Source organism: Bradyrhizobium prioriisuperbiae (genome assembly GCF_032397745.1).
Taxonomy (GTDB): domain Bacteria; phylum Pseudomonadota; class Alphaproteobacteria; order Rhizobiales; family Xanthobacteraceae; genus Bradyrhizobium_A; species Bradyrhizobium_A prioriisuperbiae.
Genome location: NZ_CP135921.1, coordinates 5,233,486 through 5,254,211, shown reverse-complemented (window position 1 = coordinate 5,254,211; position 20,726 = coordinate 5,233,486). Strand labels below are relative to the sequence as shown.

Sequence of the window (20,726 nt, the reverse complement as noted above, 5' to 3'; positions counted from 1 at the left end):
ACAATAGGGATAATGACGCCGTGATTTGAGCGAACCTTGGATTTGCGGTGTGATTGACAATCCGGTGACAGCGCCGGTGACAGCGTCGACGGATCGGGATCATGGCGGACAAACTCAGCGGTTATCGCATTCTCATTCTGGAGACGCGTGAGGAGGCCCAATTCTCCCGGCTGCTCGCCGAGCAAGGCGCCGACGTGTTGCAGTGTCCGATGTTCATTATCCATGACGCCCCCGATCCCGCGCCGATCGAGGCCTGGATCCGGCGCAGCATTGACCGGCCGTTCGATGATCTCGTGCTGATGACCGGCGAAGGCCTGCGCCGGCTGATGAAAGTCGTCCGCCGCATCGGCCTCGAACAGGAATTCATCACGTCACTCGGCGCCACCCGCACCTTCGCGCGCGGTCCCAAGCCCGGACGCGCGCTGCGCGAGATCGGGCTGGAGCCAAAGGTCACCACCGAAACGCCGACATCCGAAGGCGTCGCCGAGATCTTGAAACGGGTTGACCTGACACAACACCGCGTCGGGCTGCAGCTCTATCCCGACAAGGATCATGGCACGCTGACCAATGCCATCAAGGCGCAAGGTGCCGACGTCGATACGGTGCTGCCTTACATCTACGATGCGCAGGCCGCGGACACCAACATCATCGAGGCGATCGAGGAGATGGCGAACGGGCGTGTCGATGCCATCGCATTGACCAATGCCAATCAGGTGCGCCGGCTGATCGACGCGGCCGAGAGTCGCGGTTTTGACACCAAACTTCGTGAGGGACTCGCCAGGACCCAGATCGCCTCCGTCGGCCCTGCCGTCTCCGATGCGTTGAGGGCGCACGGCCTGCGCACCGATATCTATCCGGCCGACGATGCGTTCTTCATGAGGCCGCTGATCAGCGCGATGTCCATCGCATTGGGCAAGACGCCGCCACGCGCCACGTGTGAAGACCGAGGAGCTCAATCTTTCGATTGAGAAATGCCGTTGCGATCGTAGCTCTCATCGAGCGGGATCGCGAGCGATCCCTGCGTTAGAGAGACATGCGGCAGATCTTCAACCCGGTCGCGAGCATTCCTGAGGATGTCTCGATCGCGCTCGCTGAGCGTCGCAAGATCGCCATCCTTAAAAAACCCAAGAGCGCGAAGAACCTGGGACGGCTCTCCCCTGAACATCTGCTGAAAGGCGCTCAAACCGATCGACAGGGATACGCCTGCAGAAATCATCTCGGCGATGTCTCGATAGTCTTTGGCCTCGGCGCGGTCCAGCGTCGCCTTCAGCTTTGTCGCCATAAGATCTTCCAGCGACGCGACCAGCAATACGCCGTCACGGGTCTGCAGCGGCGGCTTGATGCGCCCGAGACTCAGTCCGCCGAAGAATGAAACCTTGACTGGTCCGGACGGCATCTGCGCGAGCACGACAAGCGTCTCGGGGCTGTCCTGCAGCACAACGGCTCCGTCGATAAATTTGAACGAGGCGTGGATCTGGTTTTTGTCGAGCGGTTCAGATCGGAAAAAATCAAAATCGACCGATTGTCGGTGCCCGAGATGAAGCGCAATTGCCGTCCCGCCGTAGAGGACAAAAGCGAGTTTCGGGGCCGTCGCGAGGTCTTTCCAAATTTCGATTTGAGCCGCCGGCAGGATCGAAAAAATCGGATCAAGATATTGCGGCATGGAATGTCCTTCGGGGAGGATCATCCGGTATCACTGCTCCGGTGGAGAATGACAAACGTCCACGCCAAAACTCCCAGGACCGATCGCTGAACCAGCCTGGCTCGGCGCGCCTCATCAATGCGACCAGTTGGGGTTTACCGACGACCCGCTCCAGCCGAAGAACATCATCGAACGTCGCCAGATTCATCGCTTGTGCGACAATGCGGTCATCCGAATGCGGGCTGTCGCCGACCGGCTCCCACCACAGGTATTTGTGGCTCAATTCCGCCAAAAAGCGCTTCATTTCGCCGCCTGAATCCATCTTCAAAACATAGCAGATTCACAGCGTGGTTGCCACGAACTTATCGTGCATTTTCCGGCCCCGACCCACCCGGTGCCACCCCGCGCGCCTGACGTCCAAATGCATGTTGTGTGGAAAGCCCCCTCTCACAGTTTTGCCGTCGCCTCATTCGCGAACGTTCATTGAGCTTTGCAGGGAGTTCGCTCACACTGCGTGAAGTGAGCGATGCTTGCGGTGCGCGAGTGTCGCTCTCTTGCGCTTGAATGCGCATGTGGATGCAGAAGGAGTGCAGATGCAGCAATTTCCGCTGGCTGGAATTCGCGTCATCGAGATCGGGTGCGGCGACGCGCTGGGCTATTGCGGCAAGCTGTTTGCGGATTTCGGCGCCGAGGTCATCAAGATCGAGCCGCCGGGCGGCGATCCGGCGCGACGCATCGCACCGCTGGTTGATGCCGGCGGCGGGCACCTGGAGAGCGGAACCTTCGCCTGGCTCAATACCAACAAGCAGAGCATCACAGCCGATCTCAACACCGCAGCCGACGTCGCAAAAATCCGGGCGCTGCTGTCGACGGCCGACCTGCTGCTCGACGCGCGTCCGCCGGCCGAACTTCAGGCCTCGCCGCTGTCGCATCAGGATCTGCGCCGGGCAGAGCCCGGCCTTGCGATCACGGCGCTCTCATGGTTCGGCGAGCACGGACCCTATCGCGACTATGCCATGACGGAATCCGTCTGTCGCAGTCTCGCGGGACTGGTCAAGCTGGTCGGCCCGGTCGAAGGGCCACCGGTGTTGCCACGCGATGGGCAGATCGCGATGACCGGGGGCCTCACCGCCTTCATTCCGAGCCTCGCCGGACTTTATGGACACACGACCGGCGCGCGCCGTTTCTCCGTCAGCCTGCACGCGGCGTTCCTGCACATCACCGAGTTCGACACGGGACTGGCGCTGGAAGCCGGCTTCACGCGGCCGCGCCCCGGCCTCAACCGGTTCGGCCGCGGTTATCCCTCGGGCAACTTCATGACCAGGCACGGCTGGCTCGGCGTCACCGTGGTGACCCCGGCGCAATGGGTCGGGTTCTGCAAGCTGATCGGGCTGCCCGAACTCGGACATGATGCGAGATACAACACCACGATCGACCGCTTCACGCGCGCGGAGGAATTGCGCGACATCATCACGCCGGCGCTGATGCAGCGCACGGCGCTGGAGTGGTTCGAGCGCGGCATCCCGCTGCGACTGACGCTCGCTGTCGTCCCCGATATGGGCGAACTGCTGGCGCAGGAGGTGCACAGGGGTCGCGGCGCGTTCGCGCCCGTCAGCATCGGCACGGCGTCGTTCGAAGCCCCTGTACTGCCGCAGCACCTCACCCGCGCCCTGCCGAAACCGAACGGTCGCGCACCACTGGCCGGCGACACCGCCGTGGAGACGCTGCCACCGCACACGCGCCTGGCCGATCGCGCGGCGACCAAAACCGATCCATTGCCGCTTGACGGCCTGCGCATCATTGACCTGACCATGGGCTGGGCCGGCCCGACCGCAACGCGGCAGATGGCGGATCTCGGCGCCGACGTGATCAAGGTCGAGTCCTGCCAGTATCCGGACTGGTTTCGCGGCACCGATACGCGGCCGCCCTATCATGAGGAGCGTCTCTACGAGAAGACGTACTGGTTCCAGTTCAACAATCGCAACAAGCGCGGCATCACCCTCGACCTCACCAGCGAGAAGGGCCTTGCGCTGCTGAAGCGGCTACTCACCGATGCCGATGCCGTGATCGACAATTATGCCGCCGACGTGATGCCGCGGCTCGGTCTCGACGCAAAGACCCTGCTGGCGATCAATCCGCGGCTGGTCGTGGTCACCATGCCGGCCTTCGGCATGAGCGGGATGTGGAACGGCGCGCGCGCCTATGGCTCGACACTGGAACAAGCCTCGGGGCTGCCGTCGGTGAACGGCCGCGAAGGCGATCCGCCGACCATGTTGCATGCGGCACTCGCCGATCCGCTCGGCGGCCTGAACGGCGCTGCCGCGCTGCTGCTGGGCTTCATGCACCAGAAGGCTACCGGCGAGGGTCAGCACATCGACCTGTCGCAGGTGCAGTGCATGCTGCCGCTGGTCGCCCCCTTTGTGATCGAACAATCGATCACCGGGACGACCGGCCCCCGCCTCGGCAACCGGCATCCGGACCATGTACCGCACGGCTGCTTTCCTTGCCTCGGCATCGACCAGTGGATCACCATCGCCGTGCGCAGCGACTGGGAATGGCGGGCGCTGTGCAAGGCGATGCGGCGCACTGATCTCGCCGACGATCCGGCACTCGCGACATCAGCCGGCCGGAGGGCGCAGGAGGATCGCATCGAGGCGGCTGTGCAGAACTGGACGGCAACGGTGCGGCCAGACGTCGCAATGGTGACGCTGCAAGCCGCCGGCGTCGCGGCCGGCATCGCCAGATTGCCGGGGGATCTCGCCGCCGATCCACATCTGGTCGCGGTCGGCCACTGGCAGAGTGTCGATCGTGCCTTCGTCGGGCCGCATCTCGAGCCGTCGGTGGCTTATCGCGAGGATTTCGCCGCCCTGCCCTATGCCATCCGCAGCACGGCGCCGACACTCGGCCAGCACAATAGCGAAGTGTTGTCGGAGCTGCTCGGTCTCGGCAATGAAGAGATCGCCGCGCTGGAGCGCAGCGGCGTGATCGGCACGGTGGCGACGTCGAAAACCGCCCCCGCCAGCAAGAGCGCCGCCGAATAGTTTACGCTGGCCGGTTCAGAAACGACTGGTAAGCCTGCTTCATGCCATCCGCCAGCGAGGTGCGGGCGCGCCAGCCCAGATCGGCCAGCCGGCCGACATCGAGCAGTTTGCGCGGCGTGCCGTCCGGCTTCGAGGTGTCGAAAGTGATGGCCCCTTTGTAACCGACCGTCTCGGCGACCACGCGGGCGAACTCGGCAATGGTGATGTCCTCGCCGGTGCCGATATTGATGATGTTGTCACCGGAATAGCCCTTCATGAGATGGACGCAGGCATCCGCCATGTCGTCCACGAACATGAACTCGCGGCGCGGCGTCCCGGTGCCCCAGACCACCACCTCGGACGCGCCCGAGACCTTGGCTTCGTGGAAGCGGCGAATCAGCGCCGCGACCACATGGCTGTATTCGGGATGATAATTGTCGCCCGGACCGTAGAGGTTGGTCGGCATCACGCTGATGAAATCGCTGCCATACTGGCTGCGGTAGGCTTCCACCAGCTTGATGCCGGCGATCTTGGCGATAGCGTACGGCTCGTTGGTCGGCTCCAGCGGCCCGGTCAGCAGCGAATCCTCTCGCAAGGGTTGTGGCGCGAGCTTCGGATAGATGCAGGACGAGCCCAGAAACATCAGCTTCTCGGCACCATTGACGTGTGCGGCGTGGATCACGTTGGTGGCGATGATCAGGTTGTCGTAGATGAACTCGCCGCGGAGCGTATTGTTGGCGACGATGCCGCCGACCTTGGCGGCCGCGAAGAACACGACCTGCGGGCGGGCCGCGGCGAACCAGCGATAGACCGCCGCCTGATCCGCCAGATCGACGTGTTGACGGGTGGCGGTCAGCAACTCGACACCTTCGCGGGCGAGCCGGCGCACCAGCGCGCCGCCGACCATGCCGCCATGACCCGCGACAAAAACCGTCTTGCCCTTCAGTTCGAACGGCGTGGTCGCCATCAATTTTCCCTCGGTTACTCGCGCCATCTAACTGGCCGGCTGAAGCCTTGGCATGCGTGAATACCCGACCTTCCGAACGCAGACGATCGCATATCGCAATTAATACTTAATCCCAACCATGTGACAGGATTTTGGACTTTCATGATGGCCGACCTTGTAAGGCGGAAACGCTGCACGGCAAATATCCCAAACGTGATCGTGAACAAACTTTATCGCTCTTGCACCGCGCAGCACTCCCATTGCGCGCAAAAGACTCGTGCAGTTCTGATCCCCCGGCTCCGGATCCGGCATTGGCCTCACCGGCACCGAACGCGCGACGAGTCCCGCCCTCCGCCCGATCACCTATTGACTTAAAGTGCATGGACTTGCACCTCCATCACGCTTGGACCACAATCCGGCCCGAGGCAAAAAAGACGAAAAAACCACAACGACATAACTGCATACACCGAGCACGCGCGAAATTTCGCATAGCGAAATACCATTCGCCGTCCTTGGCAACAACTCAACAAAAGAAACATCCAAGGAGGATGATCATGCGCAAGATGATGATGACTGCGATTTTGGCAATACCGCTGTTTGCCGGTACTGCCATGGCGCAGGACACCCTGAAGATCGGTTATATCGATCCGCTGTCGGGAGGCGGCGCCAGTGTCGGAGAAGTCGGCCTCAAAACGTTCCAGTTCCTCGCCGACGAGGTGAACGCCAAGGGCGGCATTCTCGGCAAGAAGGTCGAGATCGTCCCGCTCGACAACAAGACCAATCCGCAGGAAAGCCTGATCCAGGCGCAGAAGGCTATCGATGCCGGCGTGCGCTACCTCACCCAGGGCAACGGCTCGTCGGTCGCCGCCGCGCTGTCGGACTTCGTGACCAAGTACAACGAGCGCAACCCGGGCAAGGAAGTGCTGTATTTCAACTATGCCGCAGTCGATCCGATCCTGACCAACGACAAATGCAGCTACTGGCACTTCCGCTGGGATGCCAACTCCGACATCAAGATGGCGGCGCTGACCAACTACATCAAAGACACGCCGACGGTGAAGAAGATCTACCTGATCAACCAGGACTACTCGTTCGGCGAATCGGTTCGCACCCAGGCCAAGGCCATGCTGGCGGCCAAGCGCCCCGACATCGAGATCGTCGGCAATGAGCTGCATCCGCTGCTGAAGGTCACCGACTTCGCGCCCTATGTCGCCAAGATCAAGGCGTCCGGCGCCGACAGCGTCATCACCGGCAACTGGGGCCAGGACTTCGCGCTGCTGCTGAAGGCCGCCGCCGACGCCGGCCTCAAGGTCAACTGGTTCACTTATTATGCCGGCGGCACCGGCGGCCCGACCGCCGTCAAGCAGGCCAACCTGAACCATCAGGTGTTCCAGATCGCCGAAGGCCTGCCAAATCTCGGCCATGCGCCCGCCGACGCCTTTGAGAAGGCGTTGCGCGCCAAGTACGATTTCAGCCTGTTCTATCCCCGCGCCGTCAACGAAATGCGGATGCTGGCAGTCGCGGCCGAAAAGGCCAAGTCGATCGATCCGGTGAAGGTCGCAGCTGCCCTGGAAGGCATGGAATTCGAGGTCTATGACGGCGGCAAGGGCTTCATGCGCAAGGACGATCACCAGTTTTTCCAGCCGATGTACATCTCTTCGTTCGGCGAACGCTCCGACAAGGAACCGTTCGACGAGGAAAAGACCGGCTGGGGCTGGAAGCTCGTCGCCAAGCTCGACGCCGACAAGACCGTGTTGCCGACCACCTGCAAGATGGACCGGCCGTAAGTCGACACTGCCCCACACACTCCGTCATACGCGGGCTTGACCCGCGTATCCATCTTCGGTCCTCATAAGGAAAAAGATGGATTGCCACGGCGACTCGGCTACGCCGAGTCGCAGGGGGACAAGCCCGGCAATGACGCAGTGGGTGAAGCCTGCTCCATCGACTGACAAGCGCACCAACACGCCGCCGGAGGAACATCTTCGTGCTCGAACTGATCGTCATATCGACGCTGAACGGCGTCCTGTTCGGGATGCTGCTGTTCCTGATGGCCAGCGGCCTCACCGTCATCTTCAGCATGCTCGGCGTGCTCAATTTCGCGCACGCCAGCTTCTACATGATCGGCGCGTTTTTCGGTTTCCAGCTCAGCCGCTGGTTCGGGTTCTGGCCGGCGCTGGTGATCGCGCCGGTGCTGGCCGGCGCGCTCGGCGCGGCGGTGGAACGCTACGGCCTGCGCAACGTGCACAAGAATGGCCATGTCGCCGAACTGCTGTTCACCTTCGGCCTCGCGTTCGCGATCGAGGAAATCGTGCAGATGATCTGGGGCAAGAGCCCGGTGGATTATCGCGTGCCTGCGTCGCTCGATTTCCCCGCCTTCACGATCTTCTCCACCAATTACCCCGCCTACAAGATGTTCATGCTGCTGGTCTCGATCGCGATCTTTGCGGCCCTGCTGGTCGGCCTCAAGAAGACGCGGATCGGCATGATCGTGCAAGCGGCTCTCACCCATCCGCACATGGTGGGCCATCTCGGCCATAACGTCGGCCGCATCTTCATGCTGGTATTCGGCTTTGGAACGGCGCTTGCGGCGGTGGCCGGTGTCATCGCCGGGCCGGCACTCGTGACCCAATCGAATATGGCGGGCCTGCTCGGGCCAATCCTGTTCGTGGTGGTGGTGGTCGGCGGGCTGGGTTCACTGCCCGGCGCCTTCATCGCCTCGCTGCTGATCGGCCTGCTGCAGACCTTCGCCGTGTCCATGAACGGGTCGCTGGCCAGCGTATTCGGACCGCTCGGCCCCGGACACACGCTGCTGGCCGACATCTGGAACGTCACGGTGGCGCAGATCGCGCCGATCCTGCCTTACGTCCTGCTGGTTCTGATCCTGACCTTCCGCCCGATGGGCCTGCTGGGGACACGCGAAACATGAGCGAGATTTCCGCCCCCAGCCTTCCCGCCCGCTCGACCCGATCCGACAGCGTCAAATTCTACGGCCTGTGGATTGCCGTCGCCGTCGCGCTCTTGGTGCTGCCGCGCATCTTCTCCTCCGGCGGCGCGCTGACCACCTTCAGCCTGATCGGCATCTCCATCATCTTCGCGCTGTCCTACAACATCCTGCTGGGACAGACCGGAATGCTGTCGTTCGGCCATGCGGTGTATTACGGGCTCGGCGGCTTTCTCGCCGTGCACGGCATGAACCTGATCGCATCGTCCAAGCTGCCGATCCCGCTGCCGCTGGTGCCGCTGATCGGCGGTGTCGCCGGCCTGATATTCGCGATGATCTTGGGGTGGGTCTCGACCCGGCGCAGCGGCACGGCCTTTGCGATGATCTCGCTCGGCGTCGCCGAACTGGTCGCGTCTTCCGCGCTCATCCTGCGCAGCTTTTTCGGCGGCGAAGCCGGCATCACCGCCAACCGCACCAAACTGTTCCGGCTGTTCGATTGGAGCTTCGGCCCGCAGATCCAGATCTATTATCTGGTCGCGGCCTGGACGCTGATCGCCATGATCCTGATGTATGCGCTGACCCGCACGCCCTGGGGTCGCATGTGCAATGCGGTGCGCGACAACCCCGAACGGGTGCAGTTCGTCGGTTACGACCCACATATGATCCGCTACATCGCGTTCTGCTTCGCCGGCTTCTTCGCTGGTATCGCCGGCGCGCTCTCGGCCATCAATTTCGAGATCGCCAACTCCGCCTATCTCGGCGCCGTGCAGTCCGGCACCGTGCTGTTCGCGGCCTATATCGGTGGCGTCGGCCTGTTCATCGGACCGATCATCGGCGCGATCTTCGTCACTTATCTGTCGCTGGCGCTCAGCGACCTCACCTCGGTGTGGCAGCTCTATTTCGGCCTGATCTTCATCGCAGTGATCATGTTCGCGCCCGGCGGCATCGCCGGCCTGCTGATGAAGCACCGCCCGGTGCTGCGCGCCGGCATGATCGGAACGGTATTGCGGTCCTATCTGGCGGCGCTGGTGCCGACGGCTGCAATGCTCGCCGGCCTCGTGCTCGCCATCGAGATTGTGGTGCATCACACCGTGAATGCCAGCGACGATCCCAACATCAAGGCGTTCGGCATGAGCTTCAATGCCGCAAGCCCATTGATCTGGGGGCTCGCCGCCGCGCTGATCGTCGTCGGATACATCGTGGCCCGCAAGACCTGGACATATGTCGCCCACGCCTGGGACACCGCCATGACCGCCGCGCGCGAGAAAGGCTTTCTCGCATGACACAGCTTTCAGCAAGTTCCCCCTCGACCTCACCCGCCATCACCGTTCGCAACGTCAACAAGAGCTTCGGCAACGTCGCTATCATCCGCGACCTGAATCTGACCGTGGCGCAGGGCGAACGCCACGCTGTGATCGGGCCGAACGGCGCCGGCAAGTCGACCACCTTCAACCTGATCAGCGGCTACATCACGCCGACATCAGGCGAAGTGCTGCTGCGTGACCAGGTGATTTCGGGGCTGCCGCCCTACCAGATCAACCGGCGCGGATTGTCGCGCAGCTTCCAGGTTACCAACGTATTCGCCAACATGAGTGTGTGGGAGAACATCCGCTGCGCCGTACTGTGGGCCACCGGCCACCGTTACGCCTTCTGGAAGAATGTCGACCGGCTGCCCGAGGTGCGGGACCGCACCGCGCAGATCCTGGAGGAGATCGGCCTGACCGCCCGGCGCGACGTCCCGGCCGGATTGCTCACCTACGCGGAACAGCGTGCGCTCGAGATCGGCATCACCACCGCCGGCGGCGCCGACGTCATCCTGCTGGATGAGCCAACCGCCGGCATGAGCCATGCGGAGACCGAACGCGCCGTCGACCTGATCCGCCGTCTCACCGAGCGCCGCACCCTGGTGATCGTCGAGCACGACATGAGCGTTGTATTTGGGCTCGCCGACCGCATCTCGGTGCTGGTCTACGGCCAGATCATCGCCTCGGGCACGCCAAACGAAATCCGCAACAATCCGAAGGTCAAGGAAGCCTATCTCGGCGAGGAGGCAGCCTGATGCTCGAGGTTCAAGATCTGCACGCCTATTACGGCAAAAGCCACATCCTGCAAGGCGTCGACATGCACATCGACGCCGGCGAAGTGGTCAGCCTGCTCGGACGCAACGGCGTCGGCCGCTCCACCACCGTGAAGGCGATCATGGGCGAAGTGCCGCCGCACGGCGTCATCCGCTTCAAGGGCCAGAACATCGCCGGACTGCCAAACCACCGCATCGCCCGCCTCGGGCTCGGCTATGTCCCGGAGAACCGGGACATCTTCCCGTCGCTGACGGTGCGGCAGAACCTGCTGATGGGGGTCAAGGATCCGCGCCGCCCCGGCAAGTGGAAACTCGAGGACATGCTCGGCATGTTCCCGAATCTGGCCAACCGGGCCGACACCGCCGCCGGCGTGCTCTCGGGTGGCGAAAAGCAGATGCTGACAATTTGCCGCACCCTGATGGGGGATCCCGAACTCGTCATGATCGACGAGCCGACCGAGGGGCTGGCGCCGCTGATCGTACAGCAGGTCGGCGACCTGATCGCCGAAATCGCCCGGCGCGGCGTCGCCATCCTGCTGGTGGAGCAGAAACTGTCGATCGCGATGCGGATTTCCCACCGGGTCTATGTGATGGGCCACGGTCGGGTGGTGTTCGAGGGCACGCCAGCGGAACTCAAAGCCAACGACGCCGTCCGCAAGGAGTGGCTGGAGGTCTGAGCGGAACGCCAGCCACCCAACGCAAGCCTCAAGACTGGAAAACAGTCAGATCGGTTGTGCACTGATCCGCATTCCCAAGTATGATTGGGCCTGCGACACTGCCCCAAAGCGGTTGATCGCCGCCGTTCGGCTCAAAGGCCGATGCCGCGAGCCAGGGAGCGACCGAAGCCCATGATTTCCGCCGAGCGCCTGCGCATGATCGCATTCTGGGCGCACGACCTGAATGAGAGCGAAATCGAGCAGGCGCGCCGGGGCATTGTCGAAAAGACCTTCGCCAAAGGCGACTATATCTGCCACCGCGGCGACCGGCTCGACTCCTGGACCGGCGTGGTCGAGGGCGTCATCAAGATGGGCACGATGTCGAGTTCCGGCAAAGCCACCTCGCTGGCCGGTTGCCGGGCCGGCAGTTGGCTTGGCGAGGGCTCGATGCTGAAGGACGAGCCGCGCCGCTACGACCTGGTGGCGTTGCGCGATGCGCGCGTGGCGCAGATGAATCGTACCACCTTCTTCTGGCTGTATGAAAACAGCCCGGCCTTCAACCGGTTCCTGATCCGGCAGTTCAACGAACGGATCAGCCAGTTCATCGCGCTGGTGGAATACGACCGCATGCTCTCCGCACCCGGCCGGGTGGCCCGCAACATCGCCTGGCTGTTCAATCCCGTGCTTTGTCCCAATGCCGCAACGCACTTTGATATCACCCAGGAAGAGCTGGGTTTGCTTGCGGGCCTGTCGCGGCAGCACACCAACGAAGCCCTGAAGCTTCTGGAAGCCAAGGGCCTGCTGCGCGTCGAGCGCGGCGGGGTCACCGTGCTCGATCTGGCGGGCCTTGCCGGTTACGGGGAATGACCCCGTCCAGAACACTTGCGCTATTGTGCAGTGCCAACAGCTCGCCAAAAGTTTCTCAAGACAGGCGCACGCCCGAAATTTTTGGAAGTTGTGTCACCTAAACGCTGGAACGACCTGCCCCACCCGTGAGAGCCAAGCACCGGGCGCGGACTGCCGGTTGGCGCCTCAGGCGGCGCATTGTCCGGATATGGAGACCGATTTTCATTTCCGGGATCATGCCCTAAGTTGAATAGGTTAGCGGACCTGATCCGTATAATTTTGAAAAACACCGGACAGCATAGTCCGGGGATCAAAGCGCAAATGCGCTCCAAGGGGAGGACGGCTTGGTCAAGGACGGCCCGGTCAAGGGAGAAACGGCACTCGAGGTGCGCAACGTGTCGCTGCGCTTCGGCGGCGTGCGCGCGCTGAGCGATGTCAGCTTTGCCGTCAACGAAGGCGAGCTGTTCTCGATCATCGGCCCCAACGGTGCCGGCAAGACCTCGATGGTCAATTGCATTTCCGGACGTTATCGGCCGACTGAAGGCACTCTCCACTATCGTGGCCGGGACATCACCGGCCTCAATCCCAATGCCCGCCCCGGCCTCGGCATCGGCCGCACCTTCCAGAACCTCGCGCTGTTCCACCATATGAGCGTGCTCGACAACATCATGGTCGGCCGCCATCATCTGCTGAAGAACAACTTCCTCACCGGCTCGCTTTACTGGCTGACCGGCGCGCGGCGCGAGGAGCTCGAGCACCGCCGCAAGGTGGAAGAGATCATCGACTTCCTCGATCTGCAGTCGGTACGCAAGGCGACCGCCGGCACGCTGTCCTACGGCCTGCGCAAGCGCGTCGAGCTGGCTCGCGCCATGGCGCTGGAGCCGCAGCTGATCCTGCTCGACGAGCCGATGGCCGGCATGAATTTCGAAGAGAAGGAAGACATGGCGCGTTACATCGTCGACCTGAACGAAGAGTTCGGGATGACGGTGATGATGATCGAACACGACATGGGCGTGGTGATGGACATCTCCCACCGCGTGATGGTGCTCGATTTCGGCCGCAAGATCGCTGAAGGCGATCCGGAAGCGGTGCTCGCCGACCCGCATGTCAAGCGCGCCTATCTCGGCGAGGAAGACGAACTGCTGGTCAGCCCCGACGACGCGGTGCCGGCGGAGCTGACCACATGATGGATTACGCCGGACGCGTCGCCCAGGCCGACACCTATCCCAAGCTGCTGCGGCTCAATGCCAGGGAGCACGGCAGCGAGATCGCGCTGCGCGAAAAGGATTTTGGGCTGTGGCGTGAATTCACCTGGAACGACTATCACGATCGCGTCCACGACTTCACCCTGGGCATGGCCGCGCTCGGCCTTGGCGCCGGCGATGTCATCGGCACCATCGGCGACAACCGGCCTGACTGGGTCGCAGGCGAGATCGCCACCCACGCCATCGGCGGCCTCAGCCTCGGCATGTACCGCGATGCGCTCGAGGAAGAGGTTGGCTATCTGCTCAACTATGGCGAAACCAAGCTGGTGTTCGCCGAGGATGAAGAGCAGGTCGACAAGCTGCTGGGCCTGGGCGATCGCGCCCCTCACCTGAAACACATCGTCTATTCCGATCCGCGCGGCATGCGGAAGTACGACGATCCCAGGCTGATCGAGGCCGACAAGCTCGCGGCGCTCGGCCGTGAACACGGCGCCAAAGACCCCGGATTGTATGACCGGCTGGTCGACGCCACCCGCGGCGATGCGGCGGCCATTCTCTGCACCACCTCCGGCACCACATCGCATCCCAAGCTCGCGATGCTGGCGCCCGGACGCGTGCTGCGTCACTGCGCGACATATCTCGCATTCGATCCGAAGGGGCCCGACGACGAATACGTCTCGGTGCTGCCGCTGCCCTGGATCATGGAGCAGGTCTATGTGCTGGGCAAAGGCCTGCTGTGCCGGATGAAGGTCAACTTCGTCGAGCAGGCCGACACCATGATGAACGATTTCCGCGAAATCGCGCCGACCTTCGTGCTGTTCGCGCCGCGGATCTGGGAATCGATTGCCGCCGATGTCCGCGCCCGCGTCATGGATGCCTCTCCGCTCAAGCAGAGCCTGTACGAACTCGGCATGAAAAGCGGCCTCGCCGCGCTGGCGCAGGGACGCCGCTCGGCCGTGGCGGACGCCGTCCTGTTCCGCGCGCTGCGGGACCGCCTGGGATTCACCCGGTTGCGCTCGGCCGCCACCGGCGGCGCCGCGCTCGGTCCCGACACCTTCAAGTTCTTCCGCGCCATGGGCGTGCCGCTGCGCACGCTGTACGGCCAGACCGAACTGCTCGGCGCCTACACCCTGCACAAACCGGATCATGTCGATCCCGACACCACCGGCGTGCCGATGGCCGACGACATCGAGATCCGCATCGAAAATCCGGACCCCAACGGCGTCGGCGAAATCGTGGTGCGTCACCCCAACATGTATCTGGGATATTACAAGAACCCGGAAGGCTCGGCCGCGGACATGCGCGACGGCTGGATGCTGTCCGGCGATGCCGGTTATTTCAACGCCGACAAGCAGCTTGTGGTGATCGACCGCATCAAGGACCTGGCGGAAACCATTCAAGGCGACCGCTTCTCGCCGCAATATATCGAGAACAAGCTGAAGTTCTCGCCCTACATTGCGGAGACCGTGGTGCTCGGCGCCGGCCGCAGCCAGCTCGCCGCCATGATTTGCATCCGCTACTCGATCATTTCGAAGTGGGCGGAAAAGAACCGGATCTCGTTCACCACTTACACGGATCTGGCCTCGCGCCCGGAGGTCTATGCGCTGCTGCGCAAGGAGGTCGAGGCGGTCAACGCCACGCTGCCGCCGGCGCAGCGCATCGCCAAATTCCTGCTGCTCTACAAGGAGCTCGATGCCGACGACGGCGAACTGACCCGCACCCGCAAGGTCCGCCGCGGCGTCATCAACGAAAAGTATGCCGACATCATCGATGCGATCTATGGCGACCGGCCCGACATCGACATCGACACCGTGATCCGCTTCCAGGACGGCACCACCCAGCGCATCCGCACCACCCTCGCCGTGGTCGACCTCTTGCGCAACCGTTCCATCCCGCAAGCTGCCGAATAGGATGATGCGCCCGCGATGAACATGCACCTGCTGTTCCAGCTTCTTGTCAACGGCCTCGTGGTCGGCACGCTGTACGGCGTGGTCGCGATGTCGTTCGTGCTGATCTACAAGGCCACCCAGGTCGTCAACTTCGCACAGGGCGAGCTGCTGCTGGTCGGCGCCTGGGTGTGCTGGGCACTGCTCACCAAATACCAGATCCCGTTCTGGTTCGGCATGCCGATCACGCTGGTGTTCATGTTTGTGTTCGGCATCGCAGTGCAGCTCGTGATCCTGCGCCCGATGATCGGCGAGCCGATCATCTCTGTCATTATGGTCACCATCGCGCTGTCCACCATCCTGCAGGCGCTGATGAAATGGGTATTCGGCGTCAACCCGCAGCCGTTCCCGCGGATCTTCCGCAGCGAGACCGTCAGCTTCCTTGGCCTGCAACTGCAGACCGTCTATGTGCTCAGCCTGGTGGTCTCGGTCGCCATGATGGCCGGCATGGCCTGGTTCTTCCGTGCCTCCAAATATGGTCTGGCGATGCGGGCCACCGCATTCAACCAGCAGGTGGCGCAGTCCCTCGGCATTTCGGTGAAAAGCGTGTTCGCCATGGCCTGGGCGATCTCGGCAACGGTGTCCGCGGTGGCGGGAATCGTGGTCGCGGTGGTCAACGGCGTGTCGTCGGGCCTCTCCGCCTACGGCATCAAGGTGTTTCCGGCCGTGATCCTCGGCGGGCTCGACAGCATCGTCGGCTCGGTGATCGGCGGCATCATCATCGGCCTGTTGGAAAACTTCGCCCAGTTCATCGACGGCGAATATCTGCACTGGGGCAACCTGTTCGAAGTAGCGCCGTTCTACGTGCTGATCATCATCCTGATGATCAAGCCGTACGGCCTGTTCGGCACCAAAGACATCGAGCGGATCTGATCATGGCAGGACAATCCATTCTCCCCGCCGGCGACTTCCGCACCTCGTATGCCGTCGACACCACGATCTTCCCGACGACCGCCAGTCGCAACGCGTTGCTGCTCGGCATCGTGCTGATCTGCATCGCACCCTGGTTCATCAGCGACTACTGGGTGGCGCTCCTGATCCAGATCGGCATGTTCGGTATCGCCGCGCTCGGCCTCAATATCCTGGTGGGCTTCACCGGCCAGATCTCGATCGGCCATGCCGCGTTCTTCCTGCTCGGCGCCTTCACCTCGGCCTATCTCTCCAGCAAGCTGTCGGTGCCGGTGTTCTTCTCGATCCCGCTGTCCGGGGCCGTCACCGCCCTGGTCGGGCTGGTCTTCGGGCTGCCCGCAGCCCGCCTGAAAGGCCTCTATCTCGCGATCGCGACGCTGGCGGCGCAATACATCCTGCTCGACTTCTTCGCTCGCGCCGACTGGTTCACCGGCGGCACCGTGCCGGCGATGGCTGAGCCGTTCTCGATCTTCGGTTATGTCGCGCGCAACGACCGGCAATTTTTCTACGTGGTGCTGGCCTATGTGATCGTTTGCTTCGTGCTGGTCACCAATTTGATGCGCACCCGCGACGGCCGCGCACTGGTGGCGGTACGCGACCATTATCTCTCTGCCGAGATCATGGGGATCAACCTCACCAAATACCGCACCCTGTCGTTTGGCCTGGCTGCGTTCTTCGCCGGCGTCGGCGGCGCGCTCTATGCGCACTACCAGCTGGTGGTGTCGAACGAAGGCTTCGGCATCGACCGCTCGATCATCTTCCTCGCCATGGTGATCATCGGCGGCACCGGATCGATCATGGGCACGCTGATGGGCACGGCTTTTGTGGTGATCCTGCCGGAGACGATGCAGTGGCTGAGCGCCGGGCTGAAGGGCAGCGCCATCGATCAGGCGCTGCAGCTCAACAACAACCTGACTTTTCTGCGCGAGATCGCCATCGGCGGCATCATCATCCTGTTTCTGATCTTCGAACCCGACGGGCTCGCGCACCGCTGGCGGCAGATCAAGGCTTACTGGAAGCTCTATCCATTCTCGCACTAGAAGACTGACAATATAAAAACGGAGGATACGTTCATGACCATCAAGACTTATCTCGGCTCGGCTGCGATCGCCGTGCTGCTTGCCAGCAGCGGCAGCGTTCTGCTTGCTGGCGGCGCCCGCGCCCGGTCGCCGATCAAGATCGGACACCTCGCCGACTATTCCGGCGGCACCTCCGACGTCGGCACGCCGTTCGGCCAGGGCGTCGCCGACGCTTATGCCTGGGTCAACAAGAACGGCGGCGTCGGTGGTACCAAGTTCGACGTCGATACCGTGGACTATGGCTATCAGGTGCCGCGCGCGATCGCGCAGTACAAGAAGTGGTCGGGCAGCGACAAGGTTGCCGCCATCATGGGCTGGGGCACCGCCGACACCGAAGCGCTGACCGGCTTCCTGGCGCAGGACCAGATTCCGGATATCTCCGGCTCCTACGCGGCGGCGCTGTCGGACCCGACCGGCGCCAGCGGCAAGGCCAAGCCCGCGCCCTACAACTTCTTCTACGGCCCGACCTATTCGGACGCCCTGCGCGCCGAACTGAGCTGGGCGGCGGATGACTGGAAAGCCAAGGGCAAATCCGGCAAGCCGAAGTTCGTGCACATGGGCGCCAACCACCCCTACCCGAACGCGCCGAAGGAAGCCGGTGAAGCGATGGCCAAGGAGCTCGGCTTCGACGTGCTGCCGCCGCTGGTATTCGCCCTGACGCCCGGCGACTACAGCGCCCAGTGCCTGAGCTTGAAGAGCTCCGGCGCCAACTATGCCTATCTCGGCAACACCGCGGCCTCCAACATCTCGGTGATGAAGGCCTGCAAGTCGGCCGGCGTCGAGGTGCAGTTCCTCAGCAACGTCTGGGGCATGGACGAGAACGCAGCAAAGGCCGCAGGCGACGCCGCCGACGGCGTGATCTTCCCGCTGCGCACTGCGGTGGCATGGGGCGGCAATGCTCCAGGCATGAAGACGGTGATGGAGATTTCCAAGATCTCGGATCCGACCGGCAAGATCTATCGTCCGGTGCACTATGTCGCCGGGGTCTGCACCGCGCTCTACATGCAGGAAGCCATCGCCTGGGCGGTGAAGAACGGCGGCGCCACCGGCGAGAACGTCAAGAAGGGCTTCTACCAGAAGAAGGATTGGGTGCCGACGGGCCTGGAAGGCGTCTGCAACAAGTCCAACTGGACCGACAAGGACCATCGCGGCACCATGACCGTCGATCTCTATCGCTCCAAGGTGTCGGGTGCGACGGACGGCGACCTCAACGACCTGATGGGCAAAGGCACCATCAAGCTCGATAAGGTCAGGACTGTCGAACTGCCGCGCAAGAACGACTGGCTCGGCTGGTAAGTTGACAAGACGCCGCCTCGCTCCTTGCGGGGCGGCGCCTTCCAATATTGAGGATCGTGATGCTGCAAGGCCCCGCACAGCCGTCTCTCGGACCGACACCCGCCGCGGTCACCGCACCGCTGTTGTCGGTGAAGAATATCGAGGTGGTGTATGATGACGTCATCCTGGTGCTGCGCGGCCTGAGCCTCGATGTGCCGAAGGGCGCCATCGTCGCGCTGCTGGGCGCCAACGGCGCCGGCAAGTCGACCACGCTGAAGGCGATCTCGGGCCTGCTGAAGACCGAGGACGGCGAAGTCACCCGCGGCGACATCATGTTCGACGGCAAGCGGATCAACGGCATCGACCCGGACAAGATCGTGCGCCGCGGCATCTTCCAGGTGATGGAAGGCCGCCGCATCATCGCCGACATGACCTCGCTGGAAAACCTGCGGCTCGGTGCCTTCACCCGCAACGACGGCGGCGTCGAGGCCGATATCGAGATGGTCTTCAATTATTTCCCGCGCCTGAAAGAGCGCACCGGCCTCGCCGGTTATCTCTCCGGCGGCGAGCAGCAGATGCTGGCGATCGGCCGCGCCATGATGGCCCGGCCCAAGATGATCCTGATGGACGAGCCCTCGATGGGCTTGTCCCCGCTGCTGGTCAAGGAAGTGTTCGGCATCATCCGCCAGATCAACCGCGACCTCGGCGTCACCATTCTGCTGGTCGAGCAGAATGCCCGCGCCGCGCTGTCGGTCGCCAGCCATGGCTACATCATGGAACAGGGCAAGGTGGTGCTCGACGGCACCGCCGACGAATTGCGCGACAACGAAGACGTCAAGGAGTTCTATCTCGGCGGCGCCGGCGACCAGCGCAAGAGCTTCAAGAACCTGAAGAGCTTCAAGCGGCGGAAGCGGTGGCTGTGAACGCCGCGGGGTGTCTCACACGAGCACCTGTTCCGCTTCCGTGACAGCGCAGAGAACATGATAAAACGAAGACGCAGGAATGGTGGCGACCAGCGATTTACCGTCGCGGTCGAACTGATCGTACCAGCCACCCGCAACGGGATGGCTGAGATAATGCCGTTCGAGCAGCGAAAGCGACGTCAGCGCCTTGTCGGCCGCGCCCGTCTCGCCCGCTTCCGCCTGCGCAATCCACGCCTTTGCAATCTCGGTCTGCGGCCACAGCCGTCTGGTCGGACGCCGGATGCGGCCCTCGACGTCGCCCTCATCCACCAGGCAGCCGGTCGCTTCATCACGGTAACGCAGCGCGGACGCCAGCAGTTCGTCGCGATACCGCCCGGTCGGACAGCCCGTGATCCGCTCAAAGCCCTTCAGCAGCCAGACCCACTCCGCCTGGTGCCCGGGCTCGACGCTGACGGGCGAAATCTTCGACCAGTCCTCTTCAAAATATTCGCCGAGCACACGCGCCTGCTTGTCATAGAGATTGGCCAGAAAGAGCGCGAAAAATTCCCCGGCGCGCTGCTGAAACGCCATGTCGTGCGTCGCATCGAACGCCGCGATCATCGCCTCGAACAGGTGCATCTGCGGATTCTGCCGCAGGGGCAGCGACGGCGGCGATCCCTCGCGGAAACCGCCGTTCGGCGAGCGCAAATCAGTGTCGATATAAGCAAGCAGGCTGTCGATCTCGGACCGCACCTGCGCATCGCGGTCAAGAGCATAGACCGTCGCCAGTGCCAGCAGCACAAAGGCATGGTCGTAGGTATCGCGGCGCGGATCCAGCACGCCGCCATCGGGCATCAGCCGATGCACGAAGCCCGGCCGGCCGTCGGGCGCCTTCGCTTTGGCCAGCAGATGCTCCAGCCCCCTCAACGCGATCGCGCGGCCGTCCGCATACCAGCCCATCTGCGCGGCCTTGGCGTAGCAATAGATCTGCCGCGCCTGCACGAACACGCGCCGCGGGGCCACGCGATCGGCGCGGCCATCGCTATCGAGACGGTCGACAAAACCACCGGCGACATCATCCCAGCCTTCCGTGGACCACAGCGGCAGGCAGTGCTCGACAATGCGGCGCTTCAGCCGATTGACGATGTCGGCATCAGGCACGTCTGTCGCTGCGGCGGGGTGCATCTCGCTCATTGTGTGTCCCGGACCATCTCCAAGGCGGAGAGAAGCCGTCTGATAGCACGTCGAGGGTGGAGCGCAATCGGCCCGAACCCAGGGA

General features: G+C 63.1%; 18 protein-coding genes. 14 read left to right on the top strand and 4 right to left on the bottom strand.

Features of this window, described 5'->3' with window-relative positions; genetic code table 11:
• Window positions 1–101 precede the first annotated feature (101 nt).
• The gene (locus RS897_RS24820; RefSeq protein ID WP_315831360.1) at window positions 102–968 is read left to right on the top strand and encodes a uroporphyrinogen-III synthase; all 867 of its coding nucleotides are present in this window, start codon (window positions 102–104) and stop codon (window positions 966–968) included.
• Here the strand turns inward: RS897_RS24820 and RS897_RS24815 are convergent.
• Complete coding sequence (locus RS897_RS24815; protein ID WP_315831359.1) at window positions 953–1,663, bottom strand: nucleotidyl transferase AbiEii/AbiGii toxin family protein; 711 nt, start codon at window positions 1,661–1,663, stop codon at window positions 953–955. The genes RS897_RS24820 and RS897_RS24815 overlap by 16 nt on opposite strands.
• On the bottom strand, window positions 1,647–1,946 hold the full coding sequence (locus RS897_RS24810; protein ID WP_315831358.1) for a hypothetical protein: 300 nt from the start codon (window positions 1,944–1,946) through the stop codon (window positions 1,647–1,649). Before RS897_RS24810 ends, RS897_RS24815 begins: the two co-directional genes overlap by 17 nt.
• Before the next feature lie 289 nt (window positions 1,947–2,235).
• On the opposite strand from RS897_RS24810, the gene RS897_RS24805 reads away from it, so the two are divergent.
• On the top strand, window positions 2,236–4,683 hold the full coding sequence (locus RS897_RS24805) for a CaiB/BaiF CoA-transferase family protein (protein WP_315831357.1): 2,448 nt from the start codon (window positions 2,236–2,238) through the stop codon (window positions 4,681–4,683).
• Window position 4,684: 1 nt separating this feature from the next.
• Here the strand turns inward: RS897_RS24805 and fcl are convergent, their stop codons facing one another.
• Entirely contained in the window at window positions 4,685–5,629 is a 945-nt protein-coding gene (gene fcl, locus RS897_RS24800) for a GDP-L-fucose synthase (RefSeq protein ID WP_315838736.1), read from the bottom strand.
• A 533-nt stretch (window positions 5,630–6,162) separates the two neighbouring features.
• On the opposite strand from fcl, the gene RS897_RS24795 reads away from it, so the two are divergent.
• From RS897_RS24795 to RS897_RS24740, 12 genes are all read left to right on the top strand, one after another.
• Window positions 6,163–7,395, top strand: a complete 1,233-nt coding sequence (locus RS897_RS24795) for a branched-chain amino acid ABC transporter substrate-binding protein (protein WP_315831356.1) — start codon at window positions 6,163–6,165, stop codon at window positions 7,393–7,395.
• Window positions 7,396–7,595: 200 nt separating this feature from the next.
• On the top strand, window positions 7,596–8,537 hold the full coding sequence (locus RS897_RS24790) for a branched-chain amino acid ABC transporter permease (RefSeq protein WP_315831355.1): 942 nt from the start codon (window positions 7,596–7,598) through the stop codon (window positions 8,535–8,537).
• A complete protein-coding gene (locus RS897_RS24785; RefSeq protein WP_315831354.1) occupies window positions 8,534–9,835 on the top strand; it encodes a branched-chain amino acid ABC transporter permease in 1,302 nt (433 codons plus the stop codon). Before RS897_RS24790 ends, RS897_RS24785 begins: the two co-directional genes overlap by 4 nt.
• Complete coding sequence (locus tag RS897_RS24780; RefSeq protein WP_315831353.1) at window positions 9,832–10,611, top strand: ABC transporter ATP-binding protein; 780 nt, start codon at window positions 9,832–9,834, stop codon at window positions 10,609–10,611. The genes RS897_RS24785 and RS897_RS24780 overlap by 4 nt, the downstream gene beginning before the upstream one ends.
• Entirely contained in the window at window positions 10,611–11,306 is a 696-nt protein-coding gene (locus tag RS897_RS24775; RefSeq protein WP_315831352.1) for an ABC transporter ATP-binding protein, read from the top strand. Before RS897_RS24780 ends, RS897_RS24775 begins: the two co-directional genes overlap by 1 nt.
• Before the next feature lie 171 nt (window positions 11,307–11,477).
• Window positions 11,478–12,152 (top strand): Crp/Fnr family transcriptional regulator, encoded by a 675-nt coding sequence (locus RS897_RS24770; protein ID WP_315831351.1) that lies wholly within the window; start codon window positions 11,478–11,480, stop codon window positions 12,150–12,152.
• A gap of 365 nt (window positions 12,153–12,517) precedes the next feature.
• On the top strand, window positions 12,518–13,318 hold the full coding sequence (locus RS897_RS24765; protein ID WP_315838735.1) for an ABC transporter ATP-binding protein: 801 nt from the start codon (window positions 12,518–12,520) through the stop codon (window positions 13,316–13,318).
• Window positions 13,315–15,246 carry a long-chain fatty acid--CoA ligase gene (locus RS897_RS24760; protein WP_315831350.1) on the top strand — a complete coding sequence of 644 codons (1,932 nt, stop codon included), beginning with the start codon at window positions 13,315–13,317 and terminating at the stop codon, window positions 15,244–15,246. The genes RS897_RS24765 and RS897_RS24760 overlap by 4 nt, the downstream gene beginning before the upstream one ends.
• A 15-nt stretch (window positions 15,247–15,261) precedes the next feature.
• Window positions 15,262–16,155, top strand: a complete 894-nt coding sequence (locus RS897_RS24755; RefSeq protein ID WP_315831349.1) for a branched-chain amino acid ABC transporter permease — start codon at window positions 15,262–15,264, stop codon at window positions 16,153–16,155.
• Between the two features lie 2 nt (window positions 16,156–16,157).
• A complete protein-coding gene (locus tag RS897_RS24750; RefSeq protein WP_315831348.1) occupies window positions 16,158–17,231 on the top strand; it encodes a branched-chain amino acid ABC transporter permease in 1,074 nt (357 codons plus the stop codon).
• 33 nt (window positions 17,232–17,264) lie between these two features.
• Complete coding sequence (locus RS897_RS24745) at window positions 17,265–18,566, top strand: ABC transporter substrate-binding protein (protein WP_315831347.1); 1,302 nt, start codon at window positions 17,265–17,267, stop codon at window positions 18,564–18,566.
• A gap of 59 nt (window positions 18,567–18,625) precedes the next feature.
• Window positions 18,626–19,468: an ABC transporter ATP-binding protein gene (locus tag RS897_RS24740; RefSeq protein ID WP_315831346.1), complete on the top strand. Its 843-nt coding sequence runs from the start codon at window positions 18,626–18,628 to the stop codon at window positions 19,466–19,468.
• 15 nt (window positions 19,469–19,483) lie between these two features.
• Here the strand turns inward: RS897_RS24740 and RS897_RS24735 are convergent, their stop codons facing one another.
• Window positions 19,484–20,632, bottom strand: coding sequence for an AGE family epimerase/isomerase (locus RS897_RS24735; protein WP_407654564.1), 1,149 nt, complete (start codon window positions 20,630–20,632; stop codon window positions 19,484–19,486).
• Window positions 20,633–20,726: the final 94 nt, after the last annotated feature.

Bases quoted from the DNA above. Each gene is read 5' to 3' on its own strand.
- RS897_RS24820 (WP_315831360.1), top strand. From the start codon at position 102: ATGGCGGACAAACTCAGCGGTTATCGCATTCTCATTCTGGAGACGCGT.
- RS897_RS24815 (WP_315831359.1), bottom strand. From the start codon at position 1,663: ATGCCGCAATATCTTGATCCGATTTTTTCGATCCTGCCGGCGGCTCAA.
- RS897_RS24810 (WP_315831358.1), bottom strand. From the start codon at position 1,946: ATGAAGCGCTTTTTGGCGGAATTGAGCCACAAATACCTGTGGTGGGAG.
- RS897_RS24805 (WP_315831357.1), top strand. From the start codon at position 2,236: ATGCAGCAATTTCCGCTGGCTGGAATTCGCGTCATCGAGATCGGGTGC.
- fcl (WP_315838736.1), bottom strand. From the start codon at position 5,629: ATGGCGACCACGCCGTTCGAACTGAAGGGCAAGACGGTTTTTGTCGCG.
- RS897_RS24795 (WP_315831356.1), top strand. From the start codon at position 6,163: ATGCGCAAGATGATGATGACTGCGATTTTGGCAATACCGCTGTTTGCC.
- RS897_RS24785 (WP_315831354.1), top strand. From the start codon at position 8,534: ATGAGCGAGATTTCCGCCCCCAGCCTTCCCGCCCGCTCGACCCGATCC.
- RS897_RS24780 (WP_315831353.1), top strand. From the start codon at position 9,832: ATGACACAGCTTTCAGCAAGTTCCCCCTCGACCTCACCCGCCATCACC.
- RS897_RS24775 (WP_315831352.1), top strand. From the start codon at position 10,611: ATGCTCGAGGTTCAAGATCTGCACGCCTATTACGGCAAAAGCCACATC.
- RS897_RS24770 (WP_315831351.1), top strand. From the start codon at position 11,478: ATGATTTCCGCCGAGCGCCTGCGCATGATCGCATTCTGGGCGCACGAC.
- RS897_RS24760 (WP_315831350.1), top strand. From the start codon at position 13,315: ATGATGGATTACGCCGGACGCGTCGCCCAGGCCGACACCTATCCCAAG.
- RS897_RS24755 (WP_315831349.1), top strand. From the start codon at position 15,262: ATGAACATGCACCTGCTGTTCCAGCTTCTTGTCAACGGCCTCGTGGTC.
- RS897_RS24750 (WP_315831348.1), top strand. From the start codon at position 16,158: ATGGCAGGACAATCCATTCTCCCCGCCGGCGACTTCCGCACCTCGTAT.
- RS897_RS24745 (WP_315831347.1), top strand. From the start codon at position 17,265: ATGACCATCAAGACTTATCTCGGCTCGGCTGCGATCGCCGTGCTGCTT.
- RS897_RS24740 (WP_315831346.1), top strand. From the start codon at position 18,626: ATGCTGCAAGGCCCCGCACAGCCGTCTCTCGGACCGACACCCGCCGCG.
- RS897_RS24735 (WP_407654564.1), bottom strand. From the start codon at position 20,632: ATGCACCCCGCCGCAGCGACAGACGTGCCTGATGCCGACATCGTCAAT.